Source organism: Pseudoalteromonas sp. MTN2-4 (assembly GCF_042848605.1).
GTDB lineage: Bacteria > Pseudomonadota > Gammaproteobacteria > Enterobacterales > Alteromonadaceae > Pseudoalteromonas.
Genome location: NZ_BTGK01000002.1, coordinates 126,045 through 139,589, shown reverse-complemented (window position 1 = coordinate 139,589; position 13,545 = coordinate 126,045). Strand labels below are relative to the sequence as shown.

Below are 13,545 nucleotides of genomic sequence, written 5' to 3'. Positions count from 1 at the left end.
ATTGCATCTTGTATATGAGTCAGTCATGTTTTATTGAAATGACATGTTTATTGGTACTTGATTGCCAGCAAAAGATGCAAATTTATACTTCACTATTGAAACCTTTAGGTATCAATGTGTACCTTAAGGTTACATTTTGAGTGTTTTATAGATATCAACAAGGAGTTGAATATGGAAAAGGTTGCAGTTTCTCACTCAGAAAGAGAGCTTAAATATATTACTTGGCATGCTTACCTAGCGCTTGTGATGGGTCTACTTTTTTGCTCCACGAGCTTAGAGTGATTTTTAGATTTTCAATCATTTAAGCCTTTAGCATTTGTTTATGGTATGGCAAAATTTGGTTTGGCAGTGTATTTCATCTATTTAATGTGCAAAGTGGTTACAACGATGTCTAGCATCAAAAAGCGTAATTTTTGGACTGCCAGCTTTGAAGATGAATACTTAAACCATTTGAATCTATTAGGGTTTAAGTGGTCTTTCCATAGTGTGATTTTTGCTCTTTCACCTTTTCTTTTTTCAAACATATCCTCTTTTATTTCAGAGAGTTTTCCTGATGATAGCATATCTGCTAAGGCACTGGCGACGCTAGTGATTGGGGTGATGTTTATATGCTATGCGTTACCTGTTTTATATGAGCTAAACAAATCAGATGAATGAACAATTAGATAATGAAATTCATTCAATACGAGTGCTAAACAAACTCTCACAGCAGCAGTTGGCTGATGCGGTGGGGGTCTCTCGTAAAACAATTAGTACCATTGAGACTGGTCGTTTTACACCATCAGTGGTGATTGCTTTAAAAATAGCTAAGTTTTTTGATATGCCTTTAGAGTCGTTATTTAAATTAAAGTAATGGGCTTTAATTAATCTCGTTGATAGGTTACTTCAATACTCGCTTTGGTAAGCGTATTCGTATTTACCATATAACCAACAACGGCACTTTTGGTATTTTCAGACACACTAAGCGGCTTAGCTAAAGCGAAAACCGTGATCTGGTAACGGTGTGGGCCATGCCCTTTTGGCGGGCAAGCGCCATCAAAGTCATTACTGCCAAAATCGTTATTGATCTGTATCGCGACTTTAGGCAACAGCGTGTTACCAGATTTTCCCACACCAGTTTTTAACTCTGTTGTATTAGCAGGTAGATTTACAAGTTACCAGTGCCACCAGCCACTTCCTGTTGGGGCATCTGGGTCATAAGCAAATACAGCATAAGCTTTGGTATTTTTGGGTGCACCAGACCAAGTAAGGTGAGATGAGAGATTGTCGCCATCACAGCCAAAGCCTTTATAAACATGTTTTGAGCTAAGCGTCTCTCCTGATTTGACATCGTTACTGGATAACTCAAAAGTATTTATTTTGGCAAAGGCTGTCATTGAAATTACCAATGTTGCAGATAAAGAGAGTGGTAAAGACACAAAACGCTGGTGCATTCGTATTCCTTGTTAAAATTAAAATAGGGACAAACTATCTTAACTGCTGTGCAAAATTTATGATCTGCTGCTTTGGTAGGGTAAACGCTTTACTGCAATCAAGATGTAAAAGCTCTGTCATGTGAATATCGAAATAGCTGAATACCTTCTCGAAGAAACCAGCAAAAATAGGGCAGACTTCATCGCAGGCAGAAGTTGTCAGTACAAACCCCTTTTTATTTTTTAGCCCTTTGCCTATGTGTTTAATCTCTGGGTTCTCTGTTAACTCTGTGATGCGGTCAATTAAACGCTTCATATTCGAAGTGACACCGTGCCAGTAAACTGGAGAGGCAAAAACGATGTTATCTGCCCACGATAGCGCTTCTGCAATGTCGTAAAAGTCATCTCGACTATAAAAGTTGTGATAGTTGTAATCGGCATAACTATGAACGTCTAAATTAAAGTAGCGGGTATGATTTTCATCTAATTGGGATCGCACAGCTTGAGTCAGTTGATAGGTATTGCCAGTTTGATTGGCGCTTGAGAAAAGTATGAGGGTATTTGACATTGTTAGCTTCCTTTTAGTTTGAATGGCATGCAGCTTAAAAGCTCAACCTAACTTTAGGTAAAGGTGTTTTTAAAATTTTTTATCAGCTTGGTACGAAGCTTGAGTTTTATCTAATAACTAAAAGATAAACTTAATAGATAACAAGGTGACCCTCATGGCTAAATTATTCGGAATTTATTGTGCATCGGGGCTGACTCAACTGCATGATTTTATTGTTGAAAAATTCAAGTTGGAAGAAAAAAATCGTGTCGACGGCCAGTTTAATTCAGTGCAAGAGCGCGCCTTGTATATGGCGACACTCGACTATCAAACTTTCGGGCCAAGTGCTTTTTTGCAAACAGATTCGCAAATTGCAACGCTTGTTGGCCATCCGCTCATGTCTTCTGATAGAGTTAGAGACTTAGATACCCTAAATAAAAACTACACCGATAATATGTTGAAGTCATGTGAAGGGGTATTTTGCATGGCCCGCTATAACAAACAATCAAACTGCTTAGATATTGCGACTGACGCTCTAGGTATTCGTCCATTTTATTATATGTATTATGAAGGGGCGTTTATCTTTAGCACCCAGTTCAGTTTGTTAAAAGAGCTTGGCATACCACTGACTTGTAATGAAGAAGGCATGATGGAGTATGCAACATTAGGTTATTACCTATTTGACCATACTCATTATCAGGAGATTTCATGTATTCAACCGGGTTATCGTGTGCAAGCGTCGAGTTTAGGTGTGCGTAAAACCCAATACTTTGACTGGTGTGCATTGGCTAAAGCGGGTGAATACTATGAAGGCGCATTAGAAGGGCTAAAACAAGATCTAGACAACAATGTCGACAAATATTTAGGTAATGATAAACATGTTCTCACTACGCTTTCAGGCGGTTTAGATTCAAGACTGATTGCTTGTTTATTGAAGCGCCGCAATCTAGATATGTCAGCGCTCAACTTCTCTCAGGGTAAAACCCAAGATCTATACTGTGCACAAGCTTTTGCTGATAGTCAGAACATCAACCTTGATGTGATCAAAGTAAAAGATACCCAAGCAAAAACGGTTGAAGACAGGCTCGGTAAGCATTGGCGTAACGGTGCTCATCCAGATTACTACCGAGTCACTCGTCCGGGACTTTCATGGTCAGGTAATGGCGGGAGTGTTGGCTTAGGTGTGATTTATTATTCTGAAAAAGTGTATCAAGCGGCGTTAACTCAAGATGTTGAGCATCTAGCTGATGCGTATTTATCACAGCAATTTGCGTATATTCCTAAGTCGATTATACGCGGCGCTGAAGGCATGCAGGCAACGTTGAAAGCCAATATTATTCGCTCATTAAAGCAATTCGGTGATGTGCCATTAGATAAAGCCTATTACTTATTCTTACTGTTGAATGATCAACATCATCATCTGGCGATCCCATTCGATAAAGTTGACGATTACCAAATGGATTTCTGTCTGCCATTCTATTCTTGGAAAGTGTTGCGTCATGTGTTATCTCAGCCTATTTCTCGGGTGAGAAAACACCGTTTTTATCATGACTTTTTGCAGTATGCGTTTCCTGAAGCGCTAAGTGCCCCTTGGCAGGCTTATCCTGATCACATTCCTTGTACTTTGCCAAAAGAAGGCATAGATCAATGGCAGATCAAACGTCCAAAACAATTTAACACTGCAAAAGTATATGGGCTTTTATTCAGCCTGATGTTTAGTCAGCACAAGCGCATGGTTAATATTCCGTCTTTTAGCGTCGTTGCTGTGTTACATAGTTTGGGTATAAAAGTGTATAACGACAAACTGAAAGTGGTAGAGAATATTTTGAAATGGTAGTTAAGTGAACACTATCATAAAATTCTAAAAATAGCGTGTTAGCCCTAGTCTGGGTTAACACGCCAAGGTGGATTTAACCTATTCTCGCCAGCCCAATAGAGTTTTATTTTATTGTTTGATGGGTCATACAGCACTGTTTCACGCCATAAAAAACGTTCATCTGTGGGGAGTTGCGCAAACTCGATGCCTTTGTCTTGCAGATTAGCAACCCATTCATCGAGTTGCTCGTGCTCAAAATAAATGGTGGTGCCGCTATTAAAATCGTTTTCGTTTAGAGAAAGAGAAAATGTAGCTTCCCCTTCAGGACACATAAATCGTGCGTAGTGTGGTGTATCAACTATCAGTTTAAAGCCAAGCGTTTGATAAAACGCTACGGCGATGGGCATATTTTTAACTGGCAATGTGACCTGATTTAAATTCACGGGGTAATCCTTTTTATTTAGGCGATTACCCCATGCTACACCCTGTGTTATTTTTGAGCCAGTTTTGCCTGCTTTAAGAAAGATTTATATAACTGTTGCACATTTACTTTGGCATTTAGCTTTGCGGCGATCAGGTAAAGCCCTGCCAGTTTACGATGTATAAATAGTGCATCGATAGGCGGAGAGTGCCATTTGGATTTATCGGTACTCATCTCAAGCCCTTTGTCGCGAATTTGTTTGGCGAGTGGGCTTGCAGCAAAGTTATAGGGTTTATCTTGTCTAAGCGGCTCGCAAGCAAGCATAAAAATATCTACGACTTTATGTTTGTACTCCAAGTCTATTTCAGAGTTGAAGTAGCCAATTTGCTCAGCAGCTGATGCCACTAAATTTCTATTTTCAGACATGGCGCCAGAAAATAGCGCAAAGTAACCATTACATACTGATTGTGCGAGCTCTCGGGTTGCACCAAAGTCCAATAATACTATTTTTCCCGTATCAGGCTGATAAAGATAATTGCCAAAATTTGGGTCGGTTTGCACAGTATTAAATTTTAAAAGCTCAAAGAAGAATAAATAAATTAAGTCGCTTGCAAGGGCGTCACGTTGGGTTTGTGGCAAAGACACACAGGCTTCTAAATCGATACCTTCAACAAACTCCATGCTGAGTATATGCTCAGTGGTTAAATCATTAATCACTCTGGGGATTTTAAACTGATCAAAGTTATTTAGGTTCTCTTGGTAGCACTGTAAATGACGCGCTTCAAGTAGATAGTCAGATTCGTCTAAAAGCTGTTGTTTTGCTTCAGAAATGAGCGGCGCCATGTCGATATGCTTGGGTAACAAGCCACTCATTTTTAGAAGGCTTGCAAGATTGTCGACATCGCTTTCTATGCTTTTTGCGATCCCGGGGTACTGAATTTTTACCGCTAATTTTTCGCCATTTTCAAGTGTGGCTTTGTGGACTTGACCAATTGAAGCGGCAGCAAATGGCTTGAGCTCAATGTGTGAAAACTTGTCGAGCCAGTTACCTCCCCAGTGTGATTTAAGTACGCCGACTAGCTGTTTATGGGGCATAGCATGACCTTCAGATCTTAGCCTTGCCAATAATTTACTTAATTCAGGAGGCAAAACCTCACCCGAGTCCATAGATAAAAGCTGCCCCAACTTCATGGCTGCGCCTCTAAGTTGAGCGAGCTGCTCAGCTAAGTTTTCAATATTTTTGGGAGATAAAATTAACGACTGTTTATCAAGTTTTTCACCTTTGGCGACAGACTTTGCACTATCTATTAGTACATTCCCGGCAACTTTTGAGGCGAGTAAGCCAAATTTGCTGAGCCGAGAAAAACGAGACGTTGGAACTGATTTACTTTTATCCATATGGTTTTGTGCTTATCTTGATATATTTGTACTACGTTGTTCTTAGCTAAGTAGATCGACTTTTGTCATTACTAGAATGTTTACAGTGTTAATTTTTTGTGTGAGTATTTTGTTGCTATCTTATGGAAGGTCGCAAATGAGATTATACATATAATTTGACAAGGACAAAAAATGTTAAAATTATCTACTTTTCTAGCCGTCCTGGCTTTTTCTGCTTCATTGTCTTTTCATGCAACTGCAGTTGAAAATATCAAGTGTACTTACAAGTTAGTTGGTGAAGAAGTTAAGCTAGTTAAATGTTGTGACAGTACTCAATGTCATGAATATTAATTAGATATTGAAATAAGGCTCTGTTGTATTGAGCCTTTGTTAAAAACATCATGCACGTCTATTCATCCCCCGTAAAAACTCGTGAAAACTAAGGAAGTATCATGTTTAAGTCGAGCAATTTAGTAGTTAGCTCTTTTAAGTGGATCACAATACTGACTCTAATCGCCTTGTTAGGTTGGTTTGGTGGAAGTTTTGCATCAAGCTATTTAAACAAGCAAGACAGTGTCATTAAAGGTGATTATTCAGCGTTGCTAGGTAAAAGCCCAGTACTCTATGTCGCAACGGGTTGCCCTGCATGTAAGATAGCCAAAGAGTACATAGATAATAATAATTTAAATGTTGAAATTAGGAACATTTCTGCAAATCCCAAATGGCTTCAACAATTGAATGGGCTAGAAATAAACACAGTGCCTACACTGCTATTCAAAGACAAGTTAGTTGTTGGTTTTTCAGAGCATAGTTACCAATTACTCGATAAAAAATCTTAAATTTACTGAGGTTGTAAAATGCAGATCCCAGCCGATAGGAAAAGTCAGCCACTAAAGTTTATAGGCTTAATACTATTTATTATTTTGCTTATGGTTGTTGTTTTTTTCACTCAAACATCTTCAAAGGCAGTAGAGCTTGAAACGGTTTCTCCGCAATATGATTATTTACAAACCACAGTGAGTGCCTTTGGTAGTTTACAACCAAAAATAAGACACAGTATTTTGGCTCAAGTAAATGGTATTGTGGAAAATATTCATAAAAGGCCAGGTGATAAAGTCAATCAAGGTGATCTTATCATTGAGTTAGTTAATCCAAAATTAAATCGCTCAATTGAACAAGAAAAATTGCTGCTTCAGGGCAAACAAGCTGAGTTAGAAAAAGTTAGGGCCTCTCAAAGCCAAGCTTTACAAAAGCAAGAATCTAAAGTGTTAATCGCACAGTATGATTTAACAATTACCCAAAATAAGCTAGAGGCGCAAAACAAACTGGCTGCGCTGAGTATTGTCTCATCTTTGGATTTACAGCAAGCAAAGCTAAATCAGCAAAAAGCTAATCTGCTTTTAGAGCAAGAAAAGTATGCATTAGATGCACTTAAAACGATGCAAAAGGCAGAGATGAATGCGTATGAATTTGAGCTTCAAAGAGCTAATAAGCAGCTAGAGTTGCTAGAAAGAGATAGAGAGAATTTACAGATCCGAGCTGGTCGGAAAGGGGTAATTGTCAAACTCAACAGCAACTTAGAAGCAGGCCTCAATATTCAAGCAGATACAATGATAGGGCAAATTGCAGATCCATCTAGCTTATTTGCGCTGCTTCGGGTTCAGGCCTCTCAGGCTTCGCTCTTAGAACTTAATCAATCGGTTGATATTAAGATTAAGGGCCAAAATGTGTTGGGCGTGATTGAACGTATTTCCCCTAATGTTGAAAACTCGACAGTTGAAGTAGAAGTTTCGTTTACTGAAACATTACCCGTTCATTCGATGTCGAATATGAGTGTTACAGCAAATATCCACTACAGGTCTCGAGATAAAAATCTGATTCTGACAAAACTAAGGCATATTAATTATGTTGGTCCGAATACAGTACTTGTAAAAGATAAAAACTCGCAGACGGTAAAGCAACAGCAAATTACGGTGGGTTGGATTGGCGAACAGCATATCCAAATTTTAGAAGGTTTGGCTATGAGTGATCAGGTTTTGTTGATTGACCCAATAGAATGGAAAGGAAGCTTATAATGAGTGAGACGTTAATCAAGTTAGCAGAGCTAGACAAAAGCTTTGATGGGCCAGCTGGTAAAGTAACCGTTTTAAAGAATATCAATTTAGAAATTGAGCGAGGAGAATTACTCGCTGTTATTGGTAAATCAGGCAGTGGTAAATCAACGCTGCTTTCAATTATAGGTTTGTTGGATAATGCGACGTCAGGGAGCTATGAACTCTGCGACACCGACGTATGCAGTTTATCGCATTATCAAACGAGTATTTTACGCAACCAAAATATTGGTTGGGTATTTCAAAATTTCAATCTGGTACCGGAGCTTTCTGTTTTAAAAAATGTAGAGCTACCTCTCAAATACAATAAAAACGTAAAAAAGACAGATTACAAAACAATCGCACTCAAACAGTTGGAGCGAGTCGGTTTATCAGATAAACAAAATAATTTTCCAGAGCAACTTTCAGGTGGTCAGCAGCAGAGAGTTGCAATTGCAAGGGCATTAGTGAGTAACCCTGATGTGCTTTTATGTGATGAACCAACGGGAAATCTAGACTCTGAGAATGCAGCACAAATTGTAGACCTATTACTTACCTTAAATGCGGCGGGTTCTACAGTATTAATCGTGACACATAATGAGTCACTCGCTCAACAATGTGATCGGACTATTGAGATCAAAGACGGGATGATAGTTTAGTCATGTGGGATGATATTCAGCTCGGTTGGCGACATTGGCAAAGTCAGCGTTTACGTTGGTGCTTTCTGGTATTGGCATGGGGCATTTTTAGTGCTTTGGTTGTAACGGTTGCTCAGCTTGGTGTGAGTTTGAGTAAAGACAGACCAAGTTGGTCTGAATCTAACAAGCCTATTTACACGGTTGCTTATGGATTACAAGGTAAACTTATTTCTGCGAAAGGTACGCATATTGATGAGGCGAGGGAATTACCAGAAGCAACTCATTATTCAAAATTTGTGATTCAAAATCGGCCTTTACTCGTAAACGGTCGTGAAACTAAAGTCGCTATTTTATTTTACGATGTAAATTTTTTTCGTATGCTCCAGTCTGACGAGAGCTTATGGCGTTCAGAGCAAGTATTTGCGACTCCTCAATTAAAGCAAAAAATTTCTCAAATAAGTAAAGACATTGTTGTAGAAATAGCTAATTCGTCACAAACTTTGGAGCATTGGCTTCCGCAAGAATTTAATACCTTCTCAAGTAATCAAATTGACTTGTATATGCCCTTGTCACGATTAGGTGATGTTATTCCTTTCTTTAAAGGGAATAATGCCACTGAGACGCAAGCGCTAATGAATGAGTTGCCTCTATATTATGGGCTTATTGAAGTGGCAGAGAACTTTTCTGTTTCACAGGCAAAGCAGCACCTTCAATCTAGAGTAGACGAAGCAGGAGACTCATTAGTTAGTTTGAACTTAAAAACAAATATTGAATTAGTAAAAGGGGTGGAGCTTTCTCCGCTGCATAGAAGTGAACTACTAAGACAGCTTGTTATTCTCAGCATTATTTTAATTGCGTTTGCATTTGTACTCATTACTAACTACTTCTCAGTTGTAGCAGCGTTGGCTTTAAAAAGAAGCCGTGAATTTTCACTCAAGTTTGCATTGGGCGCATCTTTTAAAGCGCAATTAAAGCATTTGTTTGTTGAAAGTTTACCCTTTCTATTTACTGTTTTATTGATAGCCATATTAAGTGCAATACTGATCCAATGGCAATTATATTCAAGTGATATATTCAAAAAGTACTTCTCGGCCCAATGGCAGTTCTCTTGGTCTCTATGGACTCTGGTGTTGCTTGGGTGCCTCGGCACTATTTTCTTTGTATCTTTATTGCCTGTGATTAACTTATTAAAAAGCACACACTTTAGTCGTGCTAAGGCAGGCGCGAGCAAAACTCAAAAAAGCCTTATTAATATCCAGTTAAGCCTACAAATAGTGCTTACGCTTTTTGCATTGAACTTTGCGCTTTCATGTGGATATCAAGAATTAAAGATGCAGTGGAGTGATAAACTGTCTGTTTCGGTTAATGGTTATGAGGTTAACCGCTATGATGATATGTCTTTTGCCTTGTCTGTTGATTGGCTAAATGGCCATAAAGAAGGGATGACTTTAAGTGATAGCCCATTAATCAGTCCTCGTCTCCCCCAGTATAAAATTCACTTGAACAATAGTTATGGTGATCAAGTGTATTTTACAGATCATATAAAGGTCGCAAAGAATTTCTTTTCAACGGTTGAAGCAAAGTTTTTATATCAAGGCCAGCTTACGCAGAGTAGCGTTGTTATTAACGAAGCGCTTGCAATGGCATTAACTTCTAACCGAGACTATAAAAGTCTAATTGGAAAAGAACTACGTTTTGAACAAGATGAAACAAGTTACACCATTGCTGCTGTTTTGGAGAATCTACCACATGCAGGTGAGAGCTTGTCAGATATCCCTATGGTCTACTCATCGATCAACCCTTCTACTGAATTGTATTCCCCTCTATATGTCTACAGCACAGACTTAGCCAGTAGCTCAAAAATACTATCTCATCTCGATATTGATGCAGGTTTTGGGAAAGTAAAGCCGCTTGGCGATATTTCACAGCAACTATTTGACTTAAATAAAAGTAGGCGAGGTTTGCTGATAATAACGTTACAAGTTGCAACCCTGATATTTGTGATTTTAGTTGTCGGAATTTTATATCAAATAAAAACCATGCTGTTGGCAGAGCAGAGGGTATTGGGCTTGAAATTGGCGATAGGCAAAACCAAAGGAAAATTGTTACATGATGAGATACTAAAAAAATTAGTAATACTCTTGGTTAGTATGATGTTTTTTATCACTACATTGACGTTCAGTGAAGGTTATTTTAATCAATTGGTAAAGTTAGAAATTACAGCTGTAATACCTGTTGTGAGTAGCATTGTTATAGTGTTAATCGCACTTTTAAGCTCGTCTTTTTTAGCTTTGAGATCTTTAAATACAAACAGTATTAAAACACTGTTATCGGAACAGGCTTTCTAAAGTTTAAGGAAAATGTATGTTTAAATTTATGACTTCGATTATGTTGTTACTCGTAAGCAAAGTAGCAATATCGACTGAAATAGTCGAAATGGAAAAACTTCAATTTAAATCCCTTTATTACAAAATGATGATTGAAACTTATCAGCTAGATGATAACTCATCACTCGCTGGCATGGGGGGGACGCCCGTACCTTACGTGTTAATTTACGATGTAAAAAATGAGAAATTTGTTAGTGACCAAGAAAAATATAGATTACTTAAACTTGAAGAAATAGATAATGGTGCGGTACTCAAAATCCCGACTATTTTAAGTAATAAGCCTATATCTCATCATTATTTTAAATCGCTTGAACTTGTGCAACTAAAAAAGTATTTGCCAAATGTAGATCCCATTAATGAATATATTGTAATTATGTCCATTCCGACCCTGAAGGATGCAAGAGATACAGAGTCACTGATTAAGCAAACAAGTATGAAAAATTATGTGTCTCTACCCAAATTAGTCACTCATATTAATAAAGAACTTAAAAACAAAAATTGGCAAATATTTAAGTATACGAGCGGCTAAAAATACATTTGAATGAGTGCAGCTTTGTGCTTATCGCATTTACTTGGGCGCCTTTAAAACGTTTGTTTGATAAACAAGATTCAAAAAGCCAGCGCCCTAATGAACCTGAGCTTTGTTTAAGAGATTTACTAACGTTTTGATATTGAAATGATAAGTGCTTTTTTAAGTCTGCAGCCGGAGACTTTTATCGATAACTAGGCGAATTTACGCGTCAATAGCTAGCCTATTGCAAGTAAATTCAACGCAGTTAACGTTGAAAGTAGCCGCTGGAGATAGATTTATTATCCAGAACTCAGGTTAATAAGTATTAACGCAAAAATTGCGTCTTATCTTGTCGAGTATGAATGACTTTATCTAGCACGAGCGGTTTGGCAAACCCAGACACGCCTTCGTGAGCTAGAAGCCATTGTTTTCGCTCAACACCACCTGCGTAACCGGTTAATGTGCCCGATGCGCCAATAACTCGGTGACAGGGCACAATTAGAGTTATCGGGTTTCTACCGTTTGCCCCACCGACGGCACGCACGGCTTTAGGATTGTTAAGCTGCTCTGCGAGCTGTAAGTAAGAGTGAGTGTGACCAAATGGAATATCACATAGCGCTTGCCAGACTGACTTTTGAAACTCAGTGCCCACAGGGTCCAGGGGGAGATCAAAGCTTCGTCGAGAACCTGCAAAATATTCTTCAAGTTGCGCAATACATAGGGTGATGAGCTTTGACGGTACAACAGACTCTTTATGTTCGCCACAGAAAATGAGCTGACAAATTCCTTTATCGGTTGCTTTTATTTCCATTGTGCCAAGCGGGCTTTCGAAGTAGTCGCAATACATCATAGTTTGTCCCATAGTTGAAAAGTAAGGTAGCTGCGCCAAGGGGCGGCTTTTTCTGAGTCAAAATCAGCGTGTGCTTTTAGTGCTTTAATTACCCCAAGATCGGTCGCGAGGAATATATCTGGGTCGCTTAAGCCGCGCATTTTGGCATAATTTGCTGTCCAAGGGCCGATCCCTTTGAGTGCCAACCAGTTATCTGGATTTTGCGCTTCAACGGGTTGGTTTTGAGCAAATTGAGCAAATCTTGTAATGGTTTGTTTTCGGCTTTCGGGCATTTTAAAAAATGCTAAGTCGCTTTGCGCAATGGCTTCGGGCGTCGGGAAGTACAGCACATTTGCACAATATGCCTCTTGCTCATTGGCTTGTTTTTCACCTAAGGTTTCAACCAGTTTTATTACTAAGTTCTTGGCAGCAGTAACAGATATTTGCTGGCCTAAAATAGCGCGCATACCCGCTTCAAACACATCCCAAATTCCGGGTAAGCGTAACCCTGAGCTGATCAGCGTATTTGTGCCAAGTGCGTCAGTGAGATCATGCTCGATTTGTTCAAGCTCGGCGTCTAAATCGAGCACGCGGCGAATATTGCTGACCACAGGTTTGAGAACACGATTGTCTTCAAGGCTAATTTCGACCAAAAATTGATGCTTTTCAGCTTGATGGTGAGCAGTAAATTGCCCTTTTACACCTAGATAAATAAAGCTGCGGCCATAAAAATTTTCGCCAATCCATTCAAGCCCAGGAATGAGTCTGGCAGATAAAAAACGCTGCATTTTTTGCCAATCAAATGGTGGACGATACGACAGCTTTAAAGTCAGTTTTGCATTATTTTTGCTCGTCTGTTTACGCATTTGAGTCGGGGTAAGTTTAAGTTGTTGTTTGAAACAATCATTAAAGCGGCGAATACTCTCAAAGCCACTGGCGAGCGCAATCTCAGTAATGGGTAAACTGGTTTGGTGTAATAATTTTTTGGCAAACAAACATTGCTGGTAGAGTGCATAGGCTTTTGGAGAGACACCCATTTGTTCTTTAAATAGTTTTCGTAAATATCGATCGCTGACGCCCAATCGTGAAGCAAGTTCAACAATAGAACCCGTTTGTAATGCACCATCGTCAATTAAGCGAACAGCACGATTTAAGGTTGCGCCATTGCCTTGCCAGGCTGCTGAGCTTGGCGCGCTGTCTGGCCGACAACGTAAACATGGACGGTAACCTGCCTCAGCGGCCTGCACTGCATTTTTAAAATACTCTACGTTTTCTTCTTTTGGCGGCGATGCAGGGCAAATCGTTCTGCAATAGATACCTGTAGTTTTGACTGCAATGAAGAACTTGCCATCAAAGCGGGGATCTCTTGAAAAACGGGCTTTTTGACAGGTTTCTAGATTGAGCATAAGCGCTCCAATTAAATATGCTTGCAGTCATTATATGTAGATAGTGCCAGACTACTAGCCAAAAACGGCACTGAATGTAAAACCTGCTTTCAAAGGTCATCTAAAACTGCA

At 39.1% G+C, this 13,545-nt stretch carries 13 protein-coding genes and 1 pseudogene; 8 read left to right on the top strand and 6 right to left on the bottom strand.

Translation table 11 applies throughout. The features are described 5' to 3' along the window. The first annotated feature begins 327 nt into the window (after positions 1-327). Positions 328-657 carry a hypothetical protein gene (locus ACGHEH_RS05625; RefSeq protein WP_390442679.1) on the top strand — a complete coding sequence of 110 codons (330 nt, stop codon included), beginning with the start codon at positions 328-330 and terminating at the stop codon, positions 655-657. Next, positions 650-853: a helix-turn-helix transcriptional regulator gene (locus tag ACGHEH_RS05620; RefSeq protein ID WP_390442677.1), complete on the top strand. Its 204-nt coding sequence runs from the start codon at positions 650-652 to the stop codon at positions 851-853. The genes ACGHEH_RS05625 and ACGHEH_RS05620 overlap by 8 nt, the downstream gene beginning before the upstream one ends. Before the next feature lie 10 nt (positions 854-863). On the opposite strand, the pseudogene ACGHEH_RS05615 reads toward ACGHEH_RS05620, so the two are convergent. Continuing rightward, positions 864-1,376 (bottom strand): annotated as a pseudogene (locus tag ACGHEH_RS05615) (YbhB/YbcL family Raf kinase inhibitor-like protein). Positions 1,377-1,467: 91 nt separating this feature from the next. Beyond that, complete coding sequence (locus tag ACGHEH_RS05610) at positions 1,468-1,980, bottom strand: flavodoxin family protein (protein ID WP_390442675.1); 513 nt, start codon at positions 1,978-1,980, stop codon at positions 1,468-1,470. A gap of 154 nt (positions 1,981-2,134) precedes the next feature. On the opposite strand from ACGHEH_RS05610, the gene ACGHEH_RS05605 reads away from it, so the two are divergent. Beyond that, complete coding sequence (locus ACGHEH_RS05605; protein WP_390442673.1) at positions 2,135-3,796, top strand: asparagine synthase-related protein; 1,662 nt, start codon at positions 2,135-2,137, stop codon at positions 3,794-3,796. Between the two features lie 44 nt (positions 3,797-3,840). Here ACGHEH_RS05605 and ACGHEH_RS05600 read toward each other — a convergent pair whose 3' ends face one another. Together ACGHEH_RS05600 and ACGHEH_RS05595 are read right to left on the bottom strand one after the other, a co-directional pair. Continuing rightward, the gene (locus ACGHEH_RS05600; protein ID WP_390442671.1) at positions 3,841-4,218 is read right to left on the bottom strand and encodes a VOC family protein; all 378 of its coding nucleotides are present in this window, start codon (positions 4,216-4,218) and stop codon (positions 3,841-3,843) included. Between the two features lie 47 nt (positions 4,219-4,265). Further along, a complete protein-coding gene (locus ACGHEH_RS05595; RefSeq protein ID WP_390442668.1) occupies positions 4,266-5,594 on the bottom strand; it encodes an ABC1 kinase family protein in 1,329 nt (442 codons plus the stop codon). A 431-nt stretch (positions 5,595-6,025) separates the two neighbouring features. Here ACGHEH_RS05595 and ACGHEH_RS05590 point away from each other — a divergent pair, with 431 nt between their 5' ends. From ACGHEH_RS05590 to ACGHEH_RS05570, 5 genes are read left to right on the top strand one after another with little or no spacing between them, the layout of a single operon-like run. Beyond that, positions 6,026-6,412: a glutaredoxin family protein gene (locus tag ACGHEH_RS05590; RefSeq protein WP_390442665.1), complete on the top strand. Its 387-nt coding sequence runs from the start codon at positions 6,026-6,028 to the stop codon at positions 6,410-6,412. 18 nt (positions 6,413-6,430) lie between these two features. Beyond that, positions 6,431-7,648, top strand: coding sequence for an efflux RND transporter periplasmic adaptor subunit (locus ACGHEH_RS05585; RefSeq protein ID WP_390442662.1), 1,218 nt, complete (start codon positions 6,431-6,433; stop codon positions 7,646-7,648). After that, positions 7,648-8,322 carry an ABC transporter ATP-binding protein gene (locus ACGHEH_RS05580; protein WP_390442659.1) on the top strand — a complete coding sequence of 225 codons (675 nt, stop codon included), beginning with the start codon at positions 7,648-7,650 and terminating at the stop codon, positions 8,320-8,322. The genes ACGHEH_RS05585 and ACGHEH_RS05580 overlap by 1 nt, the downstream gene beginning before the upstream one ends. Positions 8,323-8,324: 2 nt before the next feature. After that, positions 8,325-10,649, top strand: coding sequence for an FtsX-like permease family protein (locus tag ACGHEH_RS05575; RefSeq protein ID WP_390442657.1), 2,325 nt, complete (start codon positions 8,325-8,327; stop codon positions 10,647-10,649). 16 nt (positions 10,650-10,665) lie between these two features. Continuing rightward, positions 10,666-11,217: a hypothetical protein gene (locus ACGHEH_RS05570; protein ID WP_390442654.1), complete on the top strand. Its 552-nt coding sequence runs from the start codon at positions 10,666-10,668 to the stop codon at positions 11,215-11,217. A gap of 307 nt (positions 11,218-11,524) precedes the next feature. Here ACGHEH_RS05570 and ACGHEH_RS05565 read toward each other — a convergent pair whose 3' ends face one another. Both ACGHEH_RS05565 and ACGHEH_RS05560 read right to left on the bottom strand, forming a co-directional pair. After that, a complete protein-coding gene (locus tag ACGHEH_RS05565) occupies positions 11,525-12,046 on the bottom strand; it encodes a methylated-DNA--[protein]-cysteine S-methyltransferase (RefSeq protein WP_390444144.1) in 522 nt (173 codons plus the stop codon). After that, a complete protein-coding gene (locus ACGHEH_RS05560; protein WP_390442652.1) occupies positions 12,046-13,434 on the bottom strand; it encodes a DNA-3-methyladenine glycosylase 2 family protein in 1,389 nt (462 codons plus the stop codon). Before ACGHEH_RS05560 ends, ACGHEH_RS05565 begins: the two co-directional genes overlap by 1 nt. Positions 13,435-13,545 lie beyond the last annotated feature (111 nt).